The following is a 24,615-nucleotide window of genomic DNA, read 5'->3' on the forward strand; positions in this document are numbered from 1 at the left end:
CCGCGGCATCGGGGGGCTTTTATGTCATTGGGTCAGTTTATGTTCCCCGGCGAAAGCCAGGGTCCCAAGGCTTCTTACCGCAGCAGGAGATCTGCACTTATACTAGCAGATCGCAGTCAACGCGTTGGGCAGAGTGTAAGGTCAGGGCCGCAAACGGCTTGCGGCAATACGGCCATGCCCCGTCAGCACCATCGTCTCCGCATCGGTGCCGATAGCGAACGTCATGTCGCAGCCCTGCACCTGCCAGATGCGCTTCGCCGTATCAAACCGCGCAATCAGGCGCGGATCGACGGTCAGGCTGACGCTTTTGCTTTCTCCCGGTTTCAGCGCAACACGTTGAAAGCCGACTAGGCGACGGATCATCTTTCCATCGGCGCCAGCCACAGCGGCATAAGCCTGCGGCACATCCGTACCTGCTCGCTGGCCGACATTGCGGATGGTGAAGGTCAATATCGGCTTTGCGCCGCCAAACACTTTGAGCGCCGAGTATGCGAAACGGGTGTAGGAGAGGCCATGGCCGAACGGAAAGAGCGGCTTTTCCCCCGTCCGTTCAAACCAACGATAGCCGACGTCCGCGCCTTCCACATAATCGACGGGGAAGCCTTCAACACCGCCGCTGATATCGATCGTCGTGGCGCCCTGCGTCGGTGGCTTGTTGGCTTCGGCGATCATCGCCGCCTTCACATTCCCCAGCCCTGGAATCTCGGCTCGCGGTTGCTGGCGGTTGTGAGCAGGAAAGCTGAGCGGCAGGCGGCCGGATGCATCGATTTCGCCGAAGAGAACGCGCGCGATGGCTTCACCACCGCGGTCGCCCGGATACCAAGCCTCGACCACGGCCGCGACCTTGTCCAGCCAGGGCATCAGTACCGCGCCACCGGTTTGTAACACGACGGCAGTGCGCGGATTGGCGGCGGCGACCGCATCGATCAGCGCATCCTGGTCGCCTGGCAGCGCCAGCGTCTCGATATCCAATGCTTCGGTCCGCCACTGTTCGGCGAACACAAGCACGACATCCGCGTCTCGCGCCGCTGCGGTTGCGGCCGCCACGTCCCTGCCGTCAAGATAGGTGACATCGGCGCCACGCGCGCGGATGGCCGCAAGCGGGGCGTTCCCTTGATAGGTGGTCTTGATGAAGCTCAGATTTTTCGGCCCGTTCGGGATCGGAATGCGCAGGGGCGATCCGCTGACCGCCTGCACCTGCGACGATCCGCCACCCGACAGCACGCCAATATCGGCATGACCGCCGATCACCACGATCTTCTTTGCACTGGCCGCCAACGGCAGCACGCCGCGTTCATTCTTCAGCAGAACGATCCCCGCTTCGGCGGAGCTCTGCGCAACGGCCTCATGCGCGGCATAGTCGATCTGCTGGGGGGTATCTGGTGCCGGATGATCGACGATACCACTGGCGTACATGGTCCGCAGTATGCGGTGCACCTTCGTATCGATCGTGGATTGCGCGACTTCGCCCTTCTCCACCGCGGCTTTCAACGCCGGACCGAAATAGACCGCCTTGTCCAGTTCCTGTCCCGATTGTTGGTCGAGTCCCGCGTTGGCCGCCTTGACTGTTGAATGGACCCCGCCCCAATCCGACATGACGAAACCGGGATAATGCCAATCGCGACGCAATACGTCTGTCAGCAGAAAGGCATTTTCGCAGGCCCAGTCGCCATTGACCTTGTTATAGGCGCACATGACCGACCCGGGCTGACCGCGTTCGATCGCAATCTGGAACGCCAGCAGATCGCTTTCGCGCAGTGCGCCTTCGCTGATCTTTGCGTCCAACACATAACGGCCGCTTTCCTGCGAATTGAGCGCGAAATGCTTGGCTGTGGCGATAATCCCGTTGGACTGAATGCCCCGAATGCTTTCGCCGCCCATAACGCCGCTCAGCAGCACGTCTTCGCCGAAATATTCGAAATTGCGCCCGCCCCATGCGTCGCGCGTCAGATTGACGCCGCCGGCCAGCAGGACGTTAAAGCCCTTGGCCCGCGCTTCCGCGCCGATCATAGCGCCGCCCGCATAGGCGATGGCGGGGTCGAAGCTCGCCCCGATCGCGAGCGCGGACGGTAGCGCAGTAGCGACGTCGCCCGGCCGCAGCGAACCGCCATTGCCGACGCCCAAGCCACCATCGCTTTCATACAGGTCCGGGATGCCAAGGCGCGCTACGCCGGGGACATGGCCCGCGCCGATGCGCTTTTCGTTCGGGCGCGTCTTGCGCAGGATCGATCCGAAATTGCCGTGCAGCATCGCGATCTTTTCATCCAGCGTCATCTGCGCGACGGCCTTGGCCGCGCGCGCGTCCGGCGCAGCTTTATCGTCCTGCGCCTGCGCACCCGCACAGATGAGCGCGCCCATGGCGCATGAGGACACGAGGCGAGGAATCATGCCAGCCAAGGCCAGTCTCCCGGAAATATAGGATGTTGGTTCAGGCGGAGCGGGCCATCCGGCTCCGGCCCATGATGATCGCGCCGCACAGATTGAGCAGAGCGGGGATGATACCGAACGCGAACATCACGCCCGTCAGCGCGCCAGCCGATTGCGGAAGCCCCATGACGGCCCGTCCCGCGTCGAAACCGAAGCCGGACAGAAGCAGCCCGGTCAGCAACGTGCCGCCCAGCGCGAACGCGATCTTGTCGGCCGCGATCCATACTGCGGAATAGAGGCCCGCATGACGATCGTCGTCCGCCGATATGTCTGCCACCATGGAAAAGCCGAGCATCGCCCAACCCGAATTGCCCACAGCTGCGGCAAAGGAGAAGAAGAGCGCAGCCGTCGCACCCCATTGCGCGCCAAAGCCCCACAGCGCGAAGAAGGCGCCATGGATAAGGGCTGCGACGACATAGCAACGTTGCTTGCCAAAACGCGCTGCCGCTGCAACCCAGATGGGTTGTGCGACGATGATGCCTGCGCACGCCGTCAGCACCAGCAGCCCGATCAACGTCAAGGCATCGGTCCGCGCCATATTATAGGACAGGAAATAGAGCATCGAGGCATAGGACATGCCCTGGCCGATCAATTGCAGCAGGTTGGCCGACAGCAATATCGAAAAGCGACGGTGCGCCAGGACCGCCACGGCTTCGCGCATGGTCAGCCGAACGCGCGGCGCGCTGGGCGGGGCGTTGCGTTGGATCTGGGCTACCCGGCTGGCGCCGAAAAAGGCGCATAGCAAGGCCACCGGGCAAATGACCGCCAGCACCATCGCCATCAATTCATAGGCCGCCTGACCGCCGCCCCAATGTTGGACCAGCGCAGGCGCCAACCCGCCCGATACCATCACGCCCAGCGCCGTAAACACCAGCCGCCACGCCATGATGACGTTGCGCTGGCGCGGGGAAGCCGTCAGTTCGCCCGCCAGCGCGAGATAAGGCACCGAGAAACTGGCAAAGACGATCATGTAAAGGCTGAACATCGCCGCGACATAAGCGATGCGCAATGTCGTGGAGCCTTCAGGCACATGAAAGAGCAACAGCATCGCCACCGGCGCGCCACATGCGCCCGCGAGCAACCACCAGCGACGGTGGACGCGCCGCTGCCATCGGTCGGACAACACGCCAACGGCGATGTCGCTACCAATGCCAAAGACCATTTTGGGTACGAAAATCGCCGCGCCCGCCACCGCCGGTTCGATGCCCAGCACGGTGGTCATGAAGAAAAGCAGCAGGAGCGAGGGTAGGTCGCGGAACACCTGTCCCGCCACCTGACCTGCGCCATAGGCCAATTGGCCGCCAAGGCCGAGAGCGTTTTCGCCCTTTTCGACCGGTTCGATCCCCTCGACGATGGCGGCCGCGCCGCTCATCGCGCGCCCGGTCCAGCGGTGGGCGCTGCGGGAGGCTGCGGCGGCGACCAGCCAGCGGGTACGGGCGCGGGCTTTTGCTCACGCGCATAATTTTCCAGGCTGGAGAGCGATGGGCCATAGTCGGTCGTGGGCGCGGACAGCCATTTGGGGTCCATTGCCCGAGCGGCGGCCACCAGGTCGGCAGGCAGCGATTCGATGGTCGGCATGGTGCCGAAGCTGGTCAGATAGCTGATATGACCGGGCGCTTGCCCCATCAGCATCCACGGCAACCAGGGCGTGATACGCTGCCATGCGCCGACATGGGGCAGATGGGTCAGGCGGGGGTTGAGCACGTCGGCGCGCTTGACCGAATAGATGAACTGTTCGGATACGCGGTTCATGACGCCTGAGCTTTCGCGCGGCCATTTATCGGGCTGCAGCGCATTGGGATACATCATGTCGATGCCGGTCTGACACACCAGCGTGTCGTCCGGGCCTTCGCTCCAGTCGAGCAGGAAGGGCTTGGGCGCAGCGACGGTCTTCTGCAATCCGCCATAGGAGGGCGCCTGCGGCACGAACTCGCTGATCGTGAAGTTGAACGGATCGTTGGCGATCGGCACCACGCGCACATCTTCATTGGTGTAGGGATTGCGCCAGGTCTTGAGGATCTCGCCGCTTTCCAGATCGCGATAGAAAACGATTTCGCGCAGCATCCGGCGCCAGCCGCCATCTTCCAGCTTCTTGACACGAACGACGCTGAACCCGTCGACGCCGAACAGCGGACGGACCTTTTCATTGTCGCGCACGCCCCAGGCTTTGCCCTTGAGCCAGCCGATCTTTTCCTTGGCGGGATTAAGGTCGCCGTCCAGGCGGGCGAAGGTATCGCGGTTCCAGACCGGATCCTTGAAATCAATCTTCGTCACGAAGGACGGCACCCCCGTCGTCGCCGTCGCGACGCGCGGGGCTGCGATCGCCCCGGCAGCCAGTGCAGCGAGACCCAAACCCTGGCGTCGCGTAATGCCATCATTCGTCATGATCGATTATTCCCCTTTATAGTTGAACGAGTCTGAGCGGTCGGCCCGCTATTTATGCGTGATGTCCATGCCGTCATGGCGACCGATCCGCGCGTCCAGCATTCGACGGGCAACGGTGGAGGCAGAGCCATAGGCACGTAGGAAAAGGATGGAGGTGTCCGCCGCCCGGGCGATCTCGCGCAGCTTGAGCGGGCCGGGGCGCGTGGGTTCGCAGATCGCGCCGCCGAAATAATGATCGACCCCGTCCAGCACCATCGCATAGCGATTGCCTCCCGGCGCGGCGGCGTCATAGGCTGCCAGATGACCCCGCCAGCCTTCGCCGTTCTGGTCCATGCCCGGCAGCAGATCCGCCGTGCCGGTTTGGATCAACGCAGGCACGGCGAGCGCGCCATAGCCCGCCGCCGTAATCAGCACGGGGATGGGCGCAGGCGGGGAAAAGGCGACGACGGCAATCACTTTTGCATCGCGCAATGGTGCGACGACGCCGTCCGGCACGACCGCTTCTGCGCCGCCCAGCGTCAACGCCGTCAGTCCGCCATAGCTGTGACCCGCCGCGATATAGGGTCCGCCGATATGCTGCGAAAGGGCGCGCATATCCTCGATCCGCGCCTTCCAGCTGGTCAGACCCTTGAAATCAGCGGTGCGGGGGTGATCGGTCGAATCCACATGGAGCGGGGCGAGCACGATATAGCCCGCTTTCACCCAGGGACCGATCAGCCGATCATATTTCCAAGGGGCAGATGCCGCGCCATGGGAAAAGGCGATCGTGCCGATCGGGCGGCTGCGTGGCGTCCAGCGCCACACCTGCACCTCTCGCCCGTCCGACGTGGTCAGCGCCAGTTGGGCTGCCTTGCTGACAGAGGCCGCAAAGGCAGGAAGAGTGCAGACGAGACCAGCGGTTGTCGCCGTCAGCATCGCGCGCCGGGAAAGGATGAAGCTCATATCCCGCAGCCTATCCGGCGGACCGATCGACCATAGCGGGACGCAATGCTTGTCCGGCAGGCGAGCATGGACCGCGCCCTTTGTGCTTCAGGCCTGCCCCGCCGGTTCGCTGAGATCACGACTGATGGCGGCCGCGTAGGATTTAAGGACCGGCAAATATTTCTCCAATGCCGCGTCGATCTTCATCGCGGTGACGAAGAACACCATCGTCATCGCCGCTTCAAATATGCCGTCGCAAAAGATGGGAACGGCGATCGAGCTGGTCTTGCCCGGCGTGCGGTTGAAATGGTTGCGCCCCTGCACGGCAAAGCCGTTCTGGCGGATCTTGTCCACGTCCAAGCTGGCTTCCGCCGTGGTCAGATAATCCAGGTCGATGTCCTGCGATATGCGCATCCAGTTGAGGATCATGTCGCGATCTTCATCAGGCGCGAAGGCGAGCGACAGCTTGCCCGACGCGCTGTCGAGGATCGGCAGGGTGAAGCCGGGATAGTAATTTTCGAAGGTTAACGACGTGTTGGCATGGGTGCTGTCGCGCAGCATCATGCGGCGGCCGACGCGGATGGCGATGGAAATCGGCCAGCCGACTTCCTGCGTGAGCGCCAATATATGGGGCCGTGCGATGTTGACCAGATGGTCGCCATGCTGGAACCCCTGCGCCAACGTCTGCACCATGGCGGTGGCCCGGTAGCGCTTACGCGACGGTTCCTGTTCGATCAGCCCTTCATACAGCAATGTTTGCACGATGCGGCAGGCGGTGGGATAAGGGACTTTCGATGCCCGGGATATTTCCATCATCGAAAGAGAGCCATGCTGGTTGATGGCCCGCAGCGCAGAGATCGACCGGCTGATCGATCGGATAGGTACACCCTTTTCCATGTTTGCGACTCCCTCGTGACATTTCCATTGCAGATAAGGGAACATGAAATTCTCATAGATCGGATAGTCGGGCAATGATTATCCGACAGTCGGATAGATTTGCTCTTTTTCCGGTTAACCCGGAACCAAAAGCGTTGTTGGCGTGACGCTGCGTTGTAACGCTTGGGTTCTGCTTGATGGGTAGGCGCCCGTCGCCGTTGCGGCCTAACCCGTGCCATTTACGCTTTATCTGCAAGGACATGCCCATGTTGCACATTTCCCGCCCCACGCTCCGCCCTGATACGCAAGCGTTCATCGACCGTCGCGGCGGGGGCAACGGCCTGTTGATCGATGGCGAATGGCGCGAAGCCCAAGGTAGCGCCACGCTTGCGACGCTGGACCCCGCGACTGGTGCCGAACTGGCGCGAATCAGTGATGCGTCGACAGCCGACGTCGATGAAGCCGTGGCCGCCGCGCGCAAAGCGCTGCCCGGTTGGCGCGCGACGACGCCGGTGGCCCGCGCCCGCATCCTGTGGGCGATCGCCGACCTGATCGAGGCGCATATCGACGAATTGGCGGAACTGGAAACGCTGGACCAGGGCAAGCCGCTGTTCGTGGGGCGCTGGGCAGAGATTCCCGGCGCGGTCAACCAGTTCCGTTTCTTTGCCGGGCAGGCAATGGCGATTGAGGGGCAGACGCTCAACAGTTCGATCGATTATCAGCCGCAGGGCAAGCAAGTGTCGACCTGGACGCTGCGCGAATCGGTGGGCGTGGTCGCGGCGATCGTGCCGTGGAACTCCCCGCTGGTGCTGACCGCGATGAAGCTGGCCCCGGCGCTGGCGGCGGGCTGCACCCTTGTCCTCAAACCCGCCGAAGATACGTCGCTATCGGCGCTGCGGCTGGGCGAATTGATGCTGGAGGCGGGCTTGCCCGCGGGCGTGCTGAACATCGTCACAGGCCTGGGCAGCAAGACCGGCGCAGCGCTATCCACCCATGCGGGCGTGGACAAGATCGCCTTCACCGGCTCCACCGCGACGGGCCGCGCGATCCTGGACGCAGCCAAGATCGACTTCAAGCGCGTCACCCTGGAATTGGGCGGCAAGTCGCCCACCATCGTGATGCCCGATGCGGACCTGAGCCTTGCCATCCCCGGGGTCGCCAACGCGATCTTCTTCAACGGCGGTCAGGTGTGCATCGCGGGATCGCGTCTCTATGTGCATAGCAGTATCCGCGATCAGGTGATCGAGGGGGTCGCCGCCTATGCGCAGGGACTGGCGCTGGGCCATGGACTGGATGCCGCGACACAGATGGGACCGCTGGTATCGGCGCGTCATGCCGAAAGGGTGGCAGGCTTCATCGACGGCGCGCGCACGGATGGCGCGACGATCGTCACTGGCGGCGAACGGCTGGGCGAAGCGGGCACCTTCATCACGCCGACACTGGTGACGGACGTGCGGCAGGACATGGCGATTGTGCGCGAAGAAGTGTTCGGGCCGGTGCTGGTCGCGCAAAGTTTCGACGATGCGGATGAAGTGATCGCGGCGGCCAACGACAGCCAATATGGCTTGGCATCGAGCGTGTGGACGGAGTCGCTGTCCACCGCCCATCGCATGAGTAGCGCGATCCATGCCGGGACGGTGTGGATCAACTGCCACGCCATGTATGACGCCAGCCTGCCGATCGGCGGCGTCAAGCAATCAGGCTGGGGCCGGGACAGCGGCAAGCAGGCGCTCGACAGCTATCTGGAATGGAAGACAGTCTGCGCAGTGATCTGATCAGGAGCGTCGAATAGCTCACCTTAGCGGCCCGCGCCTCCCCAAAATGGAGCGCGGGCCGTTGCGTTTTTGCGTTCAAAAGCCCTGCTTGCTCGCATGGCGGTCAAACGGCGGCGGAGGCTGGTCCCGGCGGCGCCGATGCGGTGGGTTGCGGTCAGGCGATGGTCCTGCGGGATCGCGACGATATTTCGGTAATCTGGCCCTGCGGCAGTGCGGCCCCTCCCCTGAATGGAGGGACGCACGCCCGGCGGCTGTTGGACATGGGGTGCTTATGGCCTATCGGTTGGGCGTTGACGTTGGCGGGACTTTCACAGACCTGCTCTTGTTCGAGGAAGATAGCGGCTCTTTCTGGCGGCATAAGACGCCGTCGACCCCGCATGACAGTTCCGAAGGTATCCTGAATGGCGTGACCGCCATTTGCGACAAGGCGGACATTACCCCGGCCGATATCGAGATTTTCCTGCACGGCACCACCGTCGCGACCAACGCCATATTGGAAGGCAAGGGCGCGCGCGTCGGCCTGATCGTGACGGAGGGCTATCGCCAGGTCATGCAGATCGCACGCAGCTTCGTGCCCGGCGGCCTGGCCGGATGGATCGTATGGCCCAAGCCCGTGCCGCTCGCCGCGCTGGAGGATACGTTCGAGATCAAGGGACGCATGGATGCGCAGGGCAAGGAACTGCGCCCGATCGACGACGCCGACATCCGCACCGTGCTGGAAACGCTGAAGGCGCGCGGCGTCGAGGCGCTGACGGTCAGCCTGGTCAACGGCTATATCAACGGTGCGCATGAACAGCGTGTCGGCGAACTGGCGGCGGAAATCCTGCCCGGCATCCCCATTTCGCTGAGCCATGTGGTGCTGCCCGAAATGCAGGAATATGAGCGCACGCTGACCACCGTCGCCAATGCGTCCGTCCGCCCGATCGTCAGCCGCTATGTCAGCAATCTGCGCAACCGTTTGCGCGACGCGGGGATGAACGGGCAATTGTCGCTGCTGCGGTCGGACGGCGGGCTGATGTCGTCGGAAAGTTCCGAGGAACAGCCTGTCGCACTGCTGATGTCGGGTCCGGCGGGCGGCGTGACCGGGGCTTTGTGGGTCGGCAAGAATGCCGGTATCCGCAACATCCTGACGCTGGACGTGGGCGGCACGTCGACCGACGTCGCACTGATCGAAAATCTCGAAGCGCGCCGGGTGCGCACCACCGAAGTGGGGCACCTGTCGGTTCGCGCGTCGGCGCTGGACGTCAAGACGGTGGGCGCAGGTGGCGGATCGATCGCCTATGTGCCCGAACTGACCAAGGCGTTGCGCGTCGGCCCGCAATCGGCCGGCGCGGTGCCGGGACCGGTCGCCTATGGTAAGGGCGGCACGTTGCCGACCGTGACCGACGCCAATGTCGTGCTGGGCTATCTGCCCGAAGCGCTGCTGGGCGGCACGTTCAAGCTGGACAAGCCGGGCGCGGAAAAGGCGGTGCAGACCATCGCCGACGCGCTGGGCATCGGCCTCTATGAAGCGGCGCGCGGTATCATCGACATCGTGAACGAAAATATGTTCGGCGCGCTGCGGATGATTTCGGTGCAGCAGGGCTATGATCCCCGCGACTTCGCACTGATGGGCTTTGGCGGCGCAGGTCCGCTGCACGTTAATGCGGTCGCGCGGCTGATGGGCAGCTGGCCCGCCGTGTCGCCGGTCAGCCCCGGCGTGCTGTGCGCGCTGGGCGACGCCACGACGCAGATGCGCGCCGAAACCGCCCGCTCCTTCTCCCGCCGGTTCAGCGAGACGCAGGAATCCGAAGTACGCGGCATATTGGACGAAATGGCCAAGCAGACCCGCGACGCGCTGATCGCCGATGGCGTGCCGGAAGCGGAGATCACCAGCCTGTTCGAAATCGACGTGCGCTATGAAGGCCAGGCGTTCGAAGTGCCGCTGTCGATCGACCCAGAAACGCTGGCGCAGGATGGCCTCGCCGGGATCACCGCCCGCTTCGATACGGAGCATAAGCGGCTGTTCACGTTCAACATGGAATCCGCGCATGAACTGGTGAACCTGCGCGCCGTAGCGCTGGGCCAGGCGCCCGACCTGCCCGCGGCCGACCTGCCGGTCGGCAATGGCGATCCGGTCAATGCCAAGATCCGCGACCATCAATTGTGGATCGACGGGGAACTGCGCGCTGCCGTCATCTACGACCGGGCCAAGCTGTGCCAGGGCGACACCATCCCCGGACCCGCGATCGTCATCGAAATGGATTCCACGACGTTGATCGAAGCGGACTGCACCGGCCTTGTCGACCGTGTCGGCAACATCCTTATCAACCCGACCACCCAGGCCTGAAGGACTTAGCGATGCCCGCAACCATCATTCAGCGCAACGACGCCCCCTTCAACCCCAGCCCGATCGATCCGGTTACGCTGGAGGTGATCGAGAACGCACTGCGCAACGCCCGCGTCGAAATGGACGCCACGCTGGTCCGTACCGCCATGTCGCCCGGCATCCGCGAACAGGGGGACGCCTTCCCCCTGATCGCCGATCATCAGGGCCGCATGATCGTGGGCCAGTTCGGCTCCTATATCGGCCCTTTCCTCGAAGGCTATGAAGGCACGGTCGAGGAAGGCGACATGATCATGCTGTCGGACCCCTATTCGGTCGGCGGCGCGGTGAGCCATTGCAACGACTGGCTGGTGCTGCTGCCCGTGTTCAAGGACGGTCGCCTGATCGCCTATACCTCGATGTTCGGCCATATGAGCGATATTGGCGGCAAGGTGCCCGGATCGATGCCGATCGACGCCACCTCCATCTTCCAGGAAGGCGTGCGCATCCCGCCGATCAAGCTGTACAAGCAGGGCGTCTATAACACCGACCTCGTCAAGCTGATCATGACGCAGTTGCGCACCCCCGAATGGTGTTCGGCGGATTTGAACGCGCTGATTGCTGCATGCCGCGTAGCTGCGCGCCGCGTGGTGGAAATGGCCGATCGTTTTGGCGACGATGTGTTCGTGTCAGCGACGAACGAACTGCTGGCCCGCAACTATCGGGCGATGAAGCATCTGATCGCGACGTCTGTGGGTGAGGAACCGGTCAGCTTCCAGGACTATATCTGCGACGACGGCATGGGCTATGGTCCCTATCGGATCCGCTGCACCATGCGGCGCGAGGGCGAGAAGGTGATCTTGGACTTCGATGGCACCGACCCGCAAAGCCCGGCGTCGATCAACTTCTTCCTCAACGAAAACATGCTCAAGATGTTCTTCGGCATCTACATGATCATGGTGTTTGATCCCCAGATCTTGTTTAACGACGGCTTTTACGACCTGATCGACGTGCGTATTCCGCAGGGGTCGCTGCTCAAGCCCGACTTCCCCGCCGCGCTGTCGGGGCGGACCCATGCGCTGGGCCGCATCTTCGACATATTGGGCGGTCTGCTGGGGCAGAAGACGCCCGAGTTCCTGAACGCTGCGGGGTTTTCGTCCTCGCCGCATCTTTTCTATTCGGGGACGGACCGGAACGGCAAATATTTCCAGCTGTTCCAGATCGGCTTCGGCGGCGTGCCGGGTCGACCAATGGGCGACGGGCCGGACGGCCATTCGCTGTTCCCCGGCTTCACCAACGTGCCCAACGAGTTTCTGGAACGCTATTTCCCGCTGGTCATCGAAGCCTATGAAACGGTCGCGGATTCGGGCGGCGCGGGGCTGCATCGCGGCGGCAACGGGATCAAGGTTTCCTATCGCTTCCTGGAAGCTGGCGCGATCGCCATTCATGACGACCGCTGGTTCGTGCCGCCATGGGGTGTCAATGGCGGGCATCCGGGTGCGCGCGCGCGCAAAGTCCTGGAAAAGCCCGATGGCACCCAGACGATCGTGGGCAACAAGTTGGAGGATTATGAGGTCGAGGCCGGCGACGTGCTGCACTTCATTACCTGGGGTGGCGGCGGCTGGGGCGATCCGCTCAAGCGCGACCCGGCGCTGGTCGCCAAGGAAATCCGCCAGGGTCTGGTAACGGTGCAGGGCGCGCGATCCTATGGTGTGGTGATCGTCGATGGCTGCGTCGATGAAGGTGCAACCGCCGCACTGCGCGCCAGCATGGTCGCGTCCAATGTGCGCGATCCTGACATGGTGTTCGATTTCGGCCCAAACATCGAAACGCTGCGCGCCAATTGCGAAGCGGAAACCGGCCTGCCCGCGCCGCGCCAGCGGCTGTGGGCAACACCCGACGCCATCGCGGCGGAATAAGCGATGACAGGGGATCTGACCGACAATTATCGGGGCGCGTTCGACGGCGCGCTCCGGTTTGGGGCCAAGCCTGCGCTGCTGATCGTGGACGTGGTCGTCGCCTACCTGACGCCCGGATCGCCGCTCTACGATCCGGCGTTTCAGGTCGCGCTGGAATCGAACGAGCGTCTGGTGGCGGCGGCACGGGCGGCGGGGCTGCCGGTGATCTTCACCAATGTCGTCTATCAGCCGGGCGGCGCGGATGGCGGACTGTTCTACCGCAAAGTGCCTGCCCTCTCCGCTTTCCAGCGCGGGTCGGCGATGGGCGCTTTTCCCGCTACGCTGCAACCGGCTGAAGCCGATACCATCGTGTCGAAACAATATGCGTCGGCCTTTTTCGGCACCTCGCTTGCATCGACGCTGGCGGCGCAGGGGATCGACACGTTGCTGATTACCGGCTTTTCGACGTCGGGTTGCGTCCGTGCCACCGCGCTAGATGCGCTGCAACATGGGTTCGTGCCGTTCGTGGTGCGCGAAGCGTGCGGCGATCGGCATCCTGCGCCGCATGAGGCCAATCTGTTCGACCTTCAGGCAAAATATTCCGAGGTCGTGAGCGAAGCGGCGGCGATCGAGCTGATTGGCAGTTAATTCGCGACGTTGCCGTTCCCCGGCCTTCGCCGGGGAACGGTATGGGCAAGGGCGACGTGGCGGCGGTTACAGCCGCGCGGTGACCGCCTTGGTTTCCAGATAGGCATCCATTCCTTCCTTACCGAATTCGCGGCCCCAGCCCGACTGGCCGTAGCCGCCGAAGGGGATGTTCGTACCGACCGCGCCATGGCAGTTGATCGACACATGGCCTGCGCGAATGCGAGAGACCAGGCGGTGGGCGGTGGACAGGTCGCGGGTCCAGACGCTGCCCGACAGGCCGAACGGCGTGTCATTCGCTAATGCTGCGATACTGTCCAAGTCGTTGTCCGCAAAACGCTGCACCGTCATGACCGGGCCAAAAATCTCTTCCCGCACCACCGCCATGTCGGGGGTGGTGTTGGTGAAGATCGTCGGCTCGATAAAGTTGCCGGGGCGGTCGATCCGCTTACCGCCCGCCACCAGCGTGGCGCCCGCGGCTATCGCGCCGTCGATATAGCCCATCACCTTGGCGGTGTGCGCGTCGGAGATCATCGGCCCCTGCTGCGTCGCCAGCGACAGGCCATGGCCTAGCGCCATCGACCCTGCAAAGGCAGCCAGCCCCTCGACCAGTTGATCGTGGATCGCGTCGTGGACGAAGATGCGCGTGCCAGCCATGCAGTTCTGACCCTGCAGGAAAAAGGTCGCTAGCGCTACGCCGGGGATGGCGAGCGAGAGGTCCGCGTCGGGCATGACGACGACCGGCGATTTTCCGCCGAGTTCCAGCGACACTTTCTTGAGGTTGCCCAGCGCCGCCTGCACGATCCGCTTGCCGGTGGCGGTGGAGCCCGTGAAGCTGATCTTGTCCACATCGGGATGTTCGGCCAGCCGCGCCCCGGCGGTCGCGCCCAGGCCATTGACGATGTTGACCACGCCAGAAGGGAAGCCCGCCTCCACGATCATCGCGCCCAGCGCCAAGATCGACAGGGGCGTTTCCTCCGACGGTTTGATGACCACGGTGCATCCGGCGGCGAGCGCGGGCGCGAGTTTCAAAATGGCGGTGGACAGCGGTACGTTCCACGGCACGATCTGGCCCGCGACGCCGACCGGTTCGCGCAGCGTATAGGTCAGCGCTTCGGCTTCGGCCGCGACATGGCGCGGTGGGGCGATGGTCGTGCCCTCTATCCGCATGATCGCGCCCGCATAATAATCGACCATCTCGACGCAGTTGGCGACGGTCAGGCCCGCGATGAACATGGGCATGCCATTGTCGAGCACGTCGAGTTCGGCGAGCAACTGGCTGTTGCCCTCCATGATACGGGCGAGGCGGAACAGCAGGGCGGTACGTTCCGATACGGTCATGCGCCGCCATGGCCCCTCGAACGCGCGGCGTGCGGCGGCGACGGCGCGGTCGATGTCCGACGCGTCGCCCATCTGCACGGTGGCAAGCGGCAGGCCGGTCGCGGGATCGGTGGTTACGCGCGTGCCGCCATGGCCATCGACCCATGCGCCATCGATCAGCAACCGGTGCGGTCCGTTCAGGAAGGCCGCCGTTTCCGGCGCGATGGCATGGCCGTCGAAAGGCTTTGCTGCGTCATTCATCACGGCGTCACTCATACCGGCACCGTGCGGCAATCATAGTCGAACAGGCCCAGCAATTCCTCGTCGCGCATTTCGCCCAGACCAAAGCTGTTGGTTTCCTGCCCCTGCATGCGGTCGGCATTGGCGTTGGATTCGGCCTGGATGAAGCTGGCCCGCTCATGGCGTGCGGCGACATAACGGCGCAGGCCGTCTTCCACCGTGTCGCCCGCCGCCAGCGCGCGGGACAGCACGATCGCATCCTCGATCGCGCAGGCCGCCCCATGGCCCAGGAACGGCGTCATCGCATGGGCAGCGTCGCCCAGCAGCGTCACATTGCCATCCACCACCCAGTCGGGCAGCGCCTGGCGCGCGTTGATCGCCCATTTGAACAGCGGCACCTTGGCCGCCGCGCCGATCAGCGCCTGTACGTCCTCGCACCAGTCGGCATAGATCGCACCAAGATCAGCCGCGTCGGCGGGGATGGCCCAGCCTTCGTCGGTCCAGCCGGACTGGCGCGCGAAAAAGACGATGTTGAGCAATGTCCCGCCGCGCACCGGATAGCGCGTGACCATCCGCCCCGGCCCGATATGGATGCCCGGATAATCGGCCAGCGGCTTGACCGCCCCCTCCACCGGGACGAGTGCACGCCAGGCGACATGGCCGGTGAACTGGGCAGGCCTGGTTTCGAACCGTTCGCGCACGACCGACTTCACGCCGTCCGCGCCGACGATCACGTCGCCATCGACCCGGCTGCCATCCTTCAGGATGACGCTGGTCCCTTCGGTCGCCACGGCGGCGGCATTGGTGCGCAGCGTCACGCCCGCTTTGCGCGCGGCGTCGAGCAATACGGTGTGCAGGTCGGCGCGGTGGACGGTGACGTAAGGGGCGCCATATTTTGCACGCTGGCTTTCCCGGTTGATGGGGATCAACGTGCGCCCGTCCTGCCAGTGCTGGATGCGTTGGCGCGAGGGTTCAATGCCCACGGCGGCGACCGCTTCGCACACGCCGATATGGTCCAGCCCCTTCATCGCGTTGGGCGACAGGGTGACGCCCGCGCCGATCTCACCGAATTGCGGCGCGGCTTCCAGCAGGGTGACGGGCAGGCCCGCCTGGGCGATGGCGGTGGCGGCAGTCATGCCGCCGATCCCGCCACCGACAATCACGACATGTTTGGAAGCAACCATTTCTCACCATTATAGCAGAGGATCAAACGCCATTTGAACGCTGTTGCCCACTGCCACGATGAGGGACGAGATACTATCCGGTATGCGGTTAACGATGCCATCAACGGATACAGGTCTGGGTGCCGCCCGCCCATTTTTAGGGCTTGGCGGCGTAGAGCGCGTGGTGCGTCAGGATGAACAGCGTGCGCTTGTCGGGGCCGCCGAACAGGATCTGCAAGGGCCGTTCCGGCACGTCGATCCTGCCGGTTTCCCGGCCATCCGCGCCATAGACAAAGATCTGGCCATTCGCGACGTAGACGCGCCCCTGCCCGTCCACCGCGACGCTTTCGCCGCCGCGATTGGCGAAGGGTTTGAGATTGGTCAGCGTGCCGCCCGCGCCGACCGTGCCACTATAGGTGATATTCTCCGACCCGTTGGTGACGAACAGTCGTTCACCTGCTTTGCCCCCGACCAGGCCATTGGCGTTCAGGCTGTCCGACCAACGCCAGCCGACATGATTGACCGGTCCCTGTTGCCAGACGCGGAAGGCGGGCAGCGACAGGCTGCCGTCGGGAGATACATATTCGCGCGCCTTGGGCGTGCCGACGTCGCGAGCGAACATGTCGGCGAGCGTCGTGAATGTGTAAGTCTTGGGATCAAGCTGGTCCCGAAACTCGCCATTGTTCCACCAGTTGACCGGCAGCAGCGTCTTCGCCGTGCCGTTCGCGCGGACCGGCGTTGGCTGGATCAGCGTCATCTGGTCCGGCGGGCCGTTCGGGTCGATCGAATAGACGCCGGCCTTTGGTCCGAGCGACGACAACACCAGCAGGTGCCCCGATGCGTCGATCGCCAGATTGACCGGATCGAGCGCCTGATCGCGCACGATCTCCAGCCCCTTGCCCTCGCTCCAGCGATGAATGCGCTGGAACCGGCGGTCGATGAAATAGAGCGCGCCCTGCGCATCGACGGTCGCGCCGGAAATCGACCAGAAGCCGTCCTCCAGCTTTTCGACCGGCGTGATACTGGGCGAGGCGGGCGGGATGGCGCGATCGGCTGCACCGATGTCGAGGCGCGCGAACTCGCGTTCCCGCACGAAGCGTTTGGCCGTCACGTCCTCGATCGCATTGTCGAACGGATATTTGCTGGCGCGCAGGAAGGTGCCGCAGCCCTCGTCGTCGCAGGTCGCAAAGCCGCTTTCGGCGTTAATGTGGACGTTGCGGAAGCGGATGGCGCTGGAATTGGTCAGCTTCACCGCGCTTTCCTCCGGCGCGTAGGTGCGGGTGACGCGATAGCCGTGATAATTGGCGAACAGCAGGTTTTTCGAATTGCGGATGTCGAGCGAGATAGCGTCGGGACCGTCATCGACCTCCTGCTCCGTCTGCGGGGCGAGGAATTCCCAATTCTGCACATTGTCGAGGACGATTTCGTTGCGGGCATGATGTTCGACCGACATTTCATAGACATGGCCGGGCGTGCTGGTGTTGGTGACGTGCAGGCCCGATTGAGCGAAGCTATTGGGACTCCAGACGTTGGCGAAGGTGCCACCGCCACCGTCGGTCACCCAGATGCTGGGATATTGCGCGTCCAGCCGCCCGTCGGTGATGGGGTCACCCGCGTTGACGCGCAAGGCGCCCAGCATCTTGCCGTCCGCCGTCGGGGTGCCGCCGCCGCCCATGATCTTCACGTCCTCGACCAGGCTGTTCTCGCCCGACCGCCACAGCAGCGCGGAGGCACGAGGATTGACCCGCCCGGTGAAGAGGCCAAGGCCCGAGAGGATATTGTCGCCGCCCTTGGGGCTTTCCAGGATCGGCAGCACCGGTCCCAGCCCTGCATGGGCGGGATTGTCGTCGGGAATGTAGAGCTGGGTAATGGCGGGGTGCAGGCCGATCAGGATGCTGTCGGGGCGCAGAATCAGCGGGTTCGTCACCTTGTAGAAACCGACCGGGAAATAGAGGACGCGGTGGCTGTCGATCGCCTTCTGGATCGCGGCGGTGTCGTCCGCTTTGCTATCTCCCATGATACCCAGCGACCGGACGTTGACCCAATCGGCCATGGCGGGCAGGTCGCGAATGGCTGGCGCGCGGCGGGCGGGCATGGCGGATAGCGGCTGGATGTCCGCGTCGGTCCTGTAATCGCCCGTGTGGCCGAGGTCGGGGATGGCGAGGCCGTAGGAGAAGGATGCGATCTTATAGGCCTTGCCCTTGCCATCGATCATCCGGCCGCTATCGCGGAAGCGGGCGAAGACCGGGGCGTTCACGGCCAGCGCATTGTCGAAGCCGATCTGGGTGAAGACATTCTTCTCGTTGGAGATGATGACGCCCGCCTTCGATATATTTTCGAAGCGCACATCCTTGCCCCACAGGCTGTCGCTGTAACCGCGGTCGATCTCTATGCCGACCGGCGTGTTGCGGATGGCGACGTTGACCAGCGTGAGGTCCACCTCATGCTCGCGGATCGCGGCCTGGCTCTGCCCGTCGAAACTGGAATCGAGCAGGGTGAATTGCCAGGCGGGGGACGTCTTTTCGGTGACGATGCCATAGCGGCCGCCCTGAAAATGGACATTCTCCATGACATTGCCGGCCTGATAGACGCCGGCAAAGGCGGTCCCAAGACGGAACTCCATATGGCTGAGGAAGGCATGTTGCGCCATGCGGAAACGCACGCCCGCCGCCGCCGGATTGCCCGGTGCGATCTCTATATCGACATTGCTCATCGACGAATAGAAGGTGCCCGAATTGGCGTCGCGCACCACTTTGTCGCGGGGGACGATCGTGGGCACGGGGACGGGCACCTTGCCCACCCGATATTGATCGCCGCCGCCAAAGACGATCATAGTCGATACGCCCTTCTGGAAACCCGGCGTGCGGGCGCCCAGCAGGATGACCGGGCGGGTCGGCCCGACGCCATAGACGCGGACGCCCGCGGGCACGACCAGCGTCTGGCTGATGCGGTAGGTGCCCGATGGCAGGAAGACGATGCCATGGCCGGTCGTGTCGCGCGCTTGGTCCAGCGCCTGCTGGATCGCGGCACTGTCGTCCGCTCGGCCGTCGCCGCTGGCCTTCACCGTGACGGCGGTCGGTTCTTCGGGTGCTACAGGGAAAACCGATTGGGTCGCGGCCCAAGCCGGTGTTGCCAGAGTGGTCGCCGCCAATAAAGCGGCGGTCATGCTGCGTGCGATCATAGCCGACCTTCCATCTTGTTATCTTGCTGCGTCGCACGGCTATAAGGTGAGGCTGCCTTTGGCACTTGCGACCAAGGTCGTAGTTTTCATGGCCTCGGCCGGGCTGGTACAAGGGTCTGCGCCATTGCGATGCACGTCAGACCGTCGCCTACTCTACAAAAGACGTTGCTTTGCCGCCATTTGCCGATCCCCTGTCCCCAATGCCTTTGGCCGTGATCGTCATGGGAGTGAGCGGCTGCGGCAAATCGACACTGGGGGCGTTACTGGCCGACGCGTTCGCGTGCCCGTTTCTGGAAGGCGACGACTATCATGCGCCCGACGCGGTCGAGAAGATGCGGCGTGGCGATCCGCTGATGGACGAGGATCGCTGACCCTGGCTCGACCGGTTGGCGCAGGCCAGTGTGACAGCGATGGAGACATTTGTAACGGTTATTACGGCCTGCTGCGCCCCGCGGAAAAGCTACCGGGATCGGCTGCGTGCGGGCATCGGCGCGCCGGTGCGCTTCGTGCTGCTGGAACATGGTCGGGAACGGCCCTCAGCCGATGAGGTAGCGCTGGTCCTGAACAGTAGCGTGGACCAACCAATTCTTTTTAATCAATCACTTAGTTGGATATACAGCAGCTGATAAGTCACGACATCAGCCGCCGTCGCCCTTCCCATAAATGCCAGCGCATGGCGAGGGCCGCACCTTCGGCGTCCTGTGCGCGAATGGCCGCGACGATCTGGTCATGTTCGCGCAGCATCGTCGCAATCACCTCCGGCGGGCGCGACCGGCTGATATCCACGCCCGCGCGCATGATCTTGTCGACATCGGCGTGAAGCGCGTCGAAAGCGACGAGAAAGGCAGGATTGCCGGTCGCCTGCGCGATGCGGCGGTGGAGTTCCATATCCTCCACATGGGCCGGTTCGCTCGACAGCAGGGCGGCGCGCAGCAATTCCATGCCCTCTTCTACATCCGCCATGTCCTGCGGCGTTCGGCGATTGGCCGCCAGGCGCGCCGCCTCCGCCTCCAGCACGAAGCGCACTTCATAGCTGCCTAGCGTCGTCGGTAACTCGGTGGACGGCATGAAGGCGGCGAGCCGGTCCGATGGGCGGCTCTTGACGAAGGAGCCGGCGCCCCGCCGCGCCTCCGTAATGCCGTCCGACGCCAGCCGCATCAGCGCTTCGCGCACGATCGCGCGCGACACGCCGAACATTTCGGCCAAGCGCGCTTCGGCAGGCAGGCGGTCGCCCACATCCAGCGCTTCGCCCTTGATAATGTCCACAATCGCGGCATAGACATGATCGGACAGACGCGTCTGGTTCAACGGGCCATGGGCAGGGCGCGAGAAGAAATGGTTCGCCATTTTAGAAAATGCTGCTGGCGAGCAACACCAGCAACAGTCCGACGATCGCGACCACCGTTTCCATGATCGACCAGGTCTTGAACGTACCCGCCATATCCGTGCCTAGATAGCTTTTCACCAGCCAGAAGCCGGGATCGTTGACGTGGGAGAAGAAGAGCGAGCCGGCACCGATGGCAAGGACCATCCATTCCGGCTCCACGCCCGATGCCGCGACCAGCCCCTGCATGACGCCTGCGGTCGTGATCGTCGCCACGGTGGCCGAGCCGGTGGCCAAGCGGATGCAGACCGACACGCCCCAGGCGAGGATGAGCGGCGAAATCGCGCCGCCATCGGCCACCCGCACCAGCATGTCCGACAGCCCGGCCGTCACCAGCACCTGCTTGAGCGCCCCGCCAGCGCCGATCGCCAGGATGATGCCGCCAGCAGGCGTCATCGCTTCGGTCCAGATTGCATTTTGGATCGTGCGATCGGTAATGCGGCCGCCGAACAGCAACGGCAAGGCGGCGAGGACGGCGACCAGCAGCGCCACCACCGGATCGCTGACCCAGCTGAGCCAGTAGAAATGCACAGCCACCGCAGGGGGCAGCAGCGCGACGGCCTGCCCGGCCGCGATCAGGACGACCGGCAGCAGCACGGCCGCCAGCGAGCGGGCGACGGATGGGGTGGCGACATCGACCTTGACCGGATCGAGCAGCGGCGGGCTGAGCTTGACGCCGGGCGCGGTGAAGCGCGCCAGTAGTGGCCCGGCGATGATCGCGGTCGGGATACCGATGATCAGACCGTAGAGCAGGGTCAGGCCAAGATTGGCGCCCAAGGCATTGACCGCCAGCAACGGTCCAGGATGTGGGGGCACGAGCGCATGGACGACCGACAGGCCCGCCAGCGCGGGGAGCATCAGGCGCAACTTTGCGGTATCGCCATTCTGGCTTGCGGGCAACGCAGCCGCGGCGGAGGCGACGATTGGTAGCAACAAGACCAGACCGGTTTCGAAGAAGAGCGGCAGGCCGATGACAATCGCGGTGAACAGGCTGGCCCATGGCGCGCCTTTCACCCCCGACAGGCGCAACGCGGCGCGGGCCATGCCGCCAGCGCCATCGGACAATTGCAGCATCGCGCCGAGGCCGAGGCCGAGCGCGACGACCAGACCCGTACCGCCCAGAATAGCGCCTGCACCCTTTTCGACCGCCTTGGCGGTTTCTTCCATGGGCAGGCCCGCGAGCAAGCCCACGGTGAAGGCGCCGCACAGAAGGCCGACGAACGGATGCAGGCGGCCCCGGATGATAAGGAAGATGGAGAGCGCTATGCCGATGACGGCTGACAGGATTAGGCGATAGTCCGCCGGTGTCATCGCCCGAAGGCTCCGCCGTTGGACAGTCTGGTCGGGCGATGATCGACCCCGGTCGGCCGACGCAATGTTAACGTCATCCTTCTCCCCTTCTGGCTTGCCGTAATAGCGGCGCTCCGCATAAGCGTCTTCATAAAGCTGTTAGACAGATATCGCGTCTTTTCAGGATATTCTATGGTCGCGACGTCGTATATCGCATTTCCGACTTGAACCTGTCGGACCAATCCCGTTATTGTTAGCGCTAACGATCTTGATTAAGCTGGCAGGCCAAAACAGGCTGGCTGATCCAAGGCGGATCGAACAGGGAGAGGACGGATGGTCATTGCGCTGGACCTGCACGATAGTTTCGAGCAGCAGGATTTTCGACAGCCTGCAAGACCCCACGAGCCGCCTGCGCTGACCCCCACGCAAATGAAGGTGCTGCGTTGTGTCCATTCCGGCCTGTTGAACAAGCAGATCGCTTATGAACTGGGCATGGCGGAAGCCACGGTGAAGGTGCACATGACGGCGCTGATGCGCAAACTCAATGTGCGCAACCGGACGCAGGCCGCGATCGCCGCGCGCAATCTGGGCTGGCTTCGGGCAGCGTAGGCCTGGCCTGCGGCCTGCGTAGTGAAGGCGACACAGATCAGCCTATAGGGAGACAGAGATGACGATCGGTTCGCGGCGTGAGGTAATCGGCGGTCTGGGCGCGGGCTTGATGCTGGCCTCTGTCGGCAGCGGTGTGGCGGCGGCGCCATCGCGCAAGATCGGCTATGCGATCGTTGGGCTGGGCTCCTATGCCACGCGCCAGATCATGCCGAATTTCGCCGGTTGCGACCACGCCCGGATCGTGGCGCTGGTCAGCGGCACGCCTGCCAAGCTGGAGAGCTTCGGCGACCAATATGGCGTTCCCAAGACGCATCGCTACAGCTATGCCGATTTCAATCGTATTCGCGACAATCCCGATATCGATGCCGTCTACATCATATTGCCCAACAGCCTGCACGCAGAATATGCCATTCGCGCCGCCAAGGCGGGCAAACATGTGATGTGCGAAAAGCCGATGGCGACATCGGTCGCCGATTGCCAGGCGATGATCGCGGCCTGCAAGACGGCGGGCAAAAAGCTGATGATCGGTTATCGGTCGCGCTTCGAACCGTATAACCGCCTCGCCATCGATCTGGCGCGCAGCGGGCATGTCGGCCCCACGCGGCTGATTACGGCGGAACATGGTTTTCCGATCAAGCCGGGCCAGTGGCGGCTGGACAAGCCCTTGTCCGGTGGCGGATCGATGATGGATATCGGCATCTACAGCCTGAACGCCGCGCGCTATCTGACGGGCGAGGAACCGGTCGAGGTGAGCGCGGTCGAGTCCACCGACCGGTCCGACCCGCGTTTCCGCACGGTGGAGGACCGGATCAGCTTCCTGCTGCGCTTTCCGTCCGGGATCGTGGCCGACTGTATTTCCAGTTACAGCAGCGGGCATAATAGCTATCGCATCCATGGGACGCAGGGCTGGATCGGGATGGACCCGGCGACACCCTATGCGGGCCAGAGCATGACGATCCGCAAGGATGGCGTCACCGCGCCGCGCACCCTGCCCCCGGCCGCCAAGACGCAGTTTGCCGGGCAACTCGATCATTTCGCCGAATGCATCCTGAAGGACAAGACGCCGATCGTGCCTGGCGAAGAGGGGCTGGCCGACCTGCGCGTGATCGAGGCGATCTACCAGTCCGCGGCGCAGGGCCGCAGCGTCAGGATCGGCGCTTGATCACGCGCCGGACCGTGCTGGCGTCATTGGCCGCCATGCCGGTCGCGGCGATGGCCGCTGGTCCCACGAAGGTGGGTAGCGTTACGCGCCTGTCCCCGGCATTGGATCGGATCATTTCGCCATCTGCCGAGATCGAGATAGTGGCCGATGGATTCCGCTGGGCCGAAGGGCCGGTGTGGGTGCCGCAGGGCGACTATCTGCTGTTCAGCGATCCGCCCGCCAATATCGTCTATCGCTGGCGGGCGGGCCAAGGTGCGAAGCCTTTTCTGTCACCGGCCGGATTGCAGACCGCCACCCCGTCCGGCATTCGCGAGGCTGGCCTTAATGGCCTTGCCATCGACAAGGCCGGGCGTTTGGTTGCGGCAGACAGCGGCACGCGAGCGATCGTGCGGATCGACCTGCGAACGACCAAGCGCACCATCCTGGCCGACCGGTTCCAGTCCAAGCGGTTCAACAGCCCCAATGATCTATGCATCGCGCCATCGGGCACCATCTATTTCACCGATCCGCCTTATGGTTTTGCCGATGGCGATGCGCCGTCGCTGCGTGAGGTCGGCCATAACGGTCTTTATGCGCTGACGCCGGACGGCGACGTTGCGTTGCTGGATGGCAGTCATCACCGCCCCAATGGTGTGGCTTTGTCGCCTGACGGACGTACGCTGTATCTGGCCTTGTCCGACGAGACGCAGCCGGAGGTGCGCGCCTACAGGTTGGACGCCAAAGGCCGTCCCATCGGCCAGCGCCTGTTCCACGACATGCGCAGCCAGCGCGCGCAGGGGATGCCGGGGCTGCCCGACGGGATCAAGGTCGCGCCCGACGGCCATGTCTTTGCGACTGGTCCGGGCGGCGTGCATATTGTGACGCCGGACGGGGTGTTGCTGGGCATCGTCGGCACCGGCAAGGCGGTCGCCAATTGCTGCTTTGGTGCGGGCGGGAAAAGCCTGTTCCTGACATCGTCGGACAGGTTGGCGGTTGTCCCGCTTCTGTAGCGGCGGGCGTTGGCCTGAGCGGGTTCCCAACAGGCCATCATTTCC

At 63.8% G+C, this 24,615-nt stretch carries 19 protein-coding genes; 9 read left to right on the forward strand and 10 right to left on the reverse strand.

Features of this window, described 5'->3' with window-relative positions; genetic code table 11:
- Positions 1-141: 141 nt before the first annotated feature.
- The 5 genes from U5A89_RS00690 to U5A89_RS00710 all read right to left on the reverse strand — a co-directional run bounded on the left by U5A89_RS00690 (position 142) and on the right by U5A89_RS00710 (position 6,630).
- On the reverse strand, positions 142-2,358 hold the full coding sequence (locus tag U5A89_RS00690) for a beta-glucosidase family protein (protein WP_338159304.1): 2,217 nt from the start codon (positions 2,356-2,358) through the stop codon (positions 142-144).
- A gap of 70 nt (positions 2,359-2,428) precedes the next feature.
- A complete protein-coding gene (locus tag U5A89_RS00695; RefSeq protein ID WP_338159305.1) occupies positions 2,429-3,799 on the reverse strand; it encodes an MFS transporter in 1,371 nt (456 codons plus the stop codon).
- A complete protein-coding gene (locus U5A89_RS00700; protein WP_338159306.1) occupies positions 3,796-4,812 on the reverse strand; it encodes a DUF1838 family protein in 1,017 nt (338 codons plus the stop codon). Before U5A89_RS00700 ends, U5A89_RS00695 begins: the two co-directional genes overlap by 4 nt.
- 48 nt (positions 4,813-4,860) lie before the next feature.
- A complete protein-coding gene (locus U5A89_RS00705; RefSeq protein WP_338159307.1) occupies positions 4,861-5,754 on the reverse strand; it encodes an alpha/beta hydrolase family protein in 894 nt (297 codons plus the stop codon).
- 87 nt (positions 5,755-5,841) lie between these two features.
- Entirely contained in the window at positions 5,842-6,630 is a 789-nt protein-coding gene (locus U5A89_RS00710; RefSeq protein ID WP_338159308.1) for an IclR family transcriptional regulator domain-containing protein, read from the reverse strand.
- A 245-nt stretch (positions 6,631-6,875) separates the two neighbouring features.
- Here U5A89_RS00710 and U5A89_RS00715 point away from each other — a divergent pair, with 245 nt between their 5' ends.
- The 4 genes from U5A89_RS00715 to U5A89_RS00730 all read left to right on the forward strand — a co-directional run bounded on the left by U5A89_RS00715 (position 6,876) and on the right by U5A89_RS00730 (position 13,235).
- On the forward strand, positions 6,876-8,384 hold the full coding sequence (locus U5A89_RS00715; protein WP_338159309.1) for an aldehyde dehydrogenase family protein: 1,509 nt from the start codon (positions 6,876-6,878) through the stop codon (positions 8,382-8,384).
- 271 nt (positions 8,385-8,655) lie between these two features.
- Complete coding sequence (locus U5A89_RS00720) at positions 8,656-10,713, forward strand: hydantoinase/oxoprolinase family protein (protein ID WP_338159310.1); 2,058 nt, start codon at positions 8,656-8,658, stop codon at positions 10,711-10,713.
- Positions 10,714-10,724: 11 nt separating this feature from the next.
- On the forward strand, positions 10,725-12,608 hold the full coding sequence (locus U5A89_RS00725) for a hydantoinase B/oxoprolinase family protein (protein WP_338159311.1): 1,884 nt from the start codon (positions 10,725-10,727) through the stop codon (positions 12,606-12,608).
- Positions 12,609-12,611: 3 nt separating this feature from the next.
- A complete protein-coding gene (locus tag U5A89_RS00730) occupies positions 12,612-13,235 on the forward strand; it encodes an isochorismatase family protein (RefSeq protein ID WP_338159312.1) in 624 nt (207 codons plus the stop codon).
- A gap of 66 nt (positions 13,236-13,301) precedes the next feature.
- Here U5A89_RS00730 and U5A89_RS00735 read toward each other — a convergent pair whose 3' ends face one another.
- The 3 genes from U5A89_RS00735 to U5A89_RS00745 all read right to left on the reverse strand — a co-directional run bounded on the left by U5A89_RS00735 (position 13,302) and on the right by U5A89_RS00745 (position 19,136).
- The gene (locus tag U5A89_RS00735) at positions 13,302-14,828 is read right to left on the reverse strand and encodes an aldehyde dehydrogenase family protein (protein WP_338159313.1); all 1,527 of its coding nucleotides are present in this window, start codon (positions 14,826-14,828) and stop codon (positions 13,302-13,304) included.
- Positions 14,825-15,976, reverse strand: a complete 1,152-nt coding sequence (locus tag U5A89_RS00740; RefSeq protein WP_338159314.1) for an FAD-dependent monooxygenase — start codon at positions 15,974-15,976, stop codon at positions 14,825-14,827. Before U5A89_RS00740 ends, U5A89_RS00735 begins: the two co-directional genes overlap by 4 nt.
- 136 nt (positions 15,977-16,112) lie before the next feature.
- Positions 16,113-19,136, reverse strand: coding sequence for a glycosyl hydrolase family 28-related protein (locus U5A89_RS00745; protein ID WP_338159315.1), 3,024 nt, complete (start codon positions 19,134-19,136; stop codon positions 16,113-16,115).
- Positions 19,137-19,336: 200 nt separating this feature from the next.
- On the opposite strand from U5A89_RS00745, the gene U5A89_RS00750 reads away from it, so the two are divergent.
- Together U5A89_RS00750 and U5A89_RS00755 are read left to right on the forward strand one after the other, a co-directional pair.
- Positions 19,337-19,507: a shikimate kinase gene (locus U5A89_RS00750; RefSeq protein WP_338159316.1), complete on the forward strand. Its 171-nt coding sequence runs from the start codon at positions 19,337-19,339 to the stop codon at positions 19,505-19,507.
- Between the two features lie 39 nt (positions 19,508-19,546).
- Complete coding sequence (locus U5A89_RS00755) at positions 19,547-19,762, forward strand: hypothetical protein (RefSeq protein ID WP_338159317.1); 216 nt, start codon at positions 19,547-19,549, stop codon at positions 19,760-19,762.
- 4 nt (positions 19,763-19,766) lie between these two features.
- On the opposite strand, the gene U5A89_RS00760 is transcribed toward U5A89_RS00755, so the two are convergent.
- Together U5A89_RS00760 and U5A89_RS00765 are read right to left on the reverse strand one after the other, a co-directional pair.
- Entirely contained in the window at positions 19,767-20,444 is a 678-nt protein-coding gene (locus U5A89_RS00760; protein WP_338160128.1) for a FadR/GntR family transcriptional regulator, read from the reverse strand.
- A 40-nt stretch (positions 20,445-20,484) separates the two neighbouring features.
- Positions 20,485-21,831, reverse strand: coding sequence for a GntT/GntP/DsdX family permease (locus U5A89_RS00765; protein WP_338159318.1), 1,347 nt, complete (start codon positions 21,829-21,831; stop codon positions 20,485-20,487).
- Positions 21,832-22,143: 312 nt separating this feature from the next.
- Between U5A89_RS00765 and U5A89_RS00770 the strand changes: the two genes are divergently transcribed.
- Genes U5A89_RS00770 through U5A89_RS00780 form a run of 3 tightly spaced genes read left to right on the forward strand, consistent with a single transcriptional unit; the run spans position 22,144 to position 24,570 of the window.
- Positions 22,144-22,419 carry a response regulator transcription factor gene (locus U5A89_RS00770; protein WP_338159319.1) on the forward strand — a complete coding sequence of 92 codons (276 nt, stop codon included), beginning with the start codon at positions 22,144-22,146 and terminating at the stop codon, positions 22,417-22,419.
- Between the two features lie 58 nt (positions 22,420-22,477).
- Positions 22,478-23,581, forward strand: coding sequence for a Gfo/Idh/MocA family protein (locus tag U5A89_RS00775; protein WP_338159320.1), 1,104 nt, complete (start codon positions 22,478-22,480; stop codon positions 23,579-23,581).
- Positions 23,578-24,570 carry an SMP-30/gluconolactonase/LRE family protein gene (locus U5A89_RS00780; protein ID WP_338159321.1) on the forward strand — a complete coding sequence of 331 codons (993 nt, stop codon included), beginning with the start codon at positions 23,578-23,580 and terminating at the stop codon, positions 24,568-24,570. The genes U5A89_RS00775 and U5A89_RS00780 overlap by 4 nt, the downstream gene beginning before the upstream one ends.
- The last annotated feature ends 45 nt before the right edge of the window (positions 24,571-24,615 follow it).

This window comes from Sphingobium sp. HWE2-09, assembly GCF_035989265.1.
Taxonomy (GTDB): Bacteria; Pseudomonadota; Alphaproteobacteria; order Sphingomonadales; family Sphingomonadaceae; genus Sphingobium.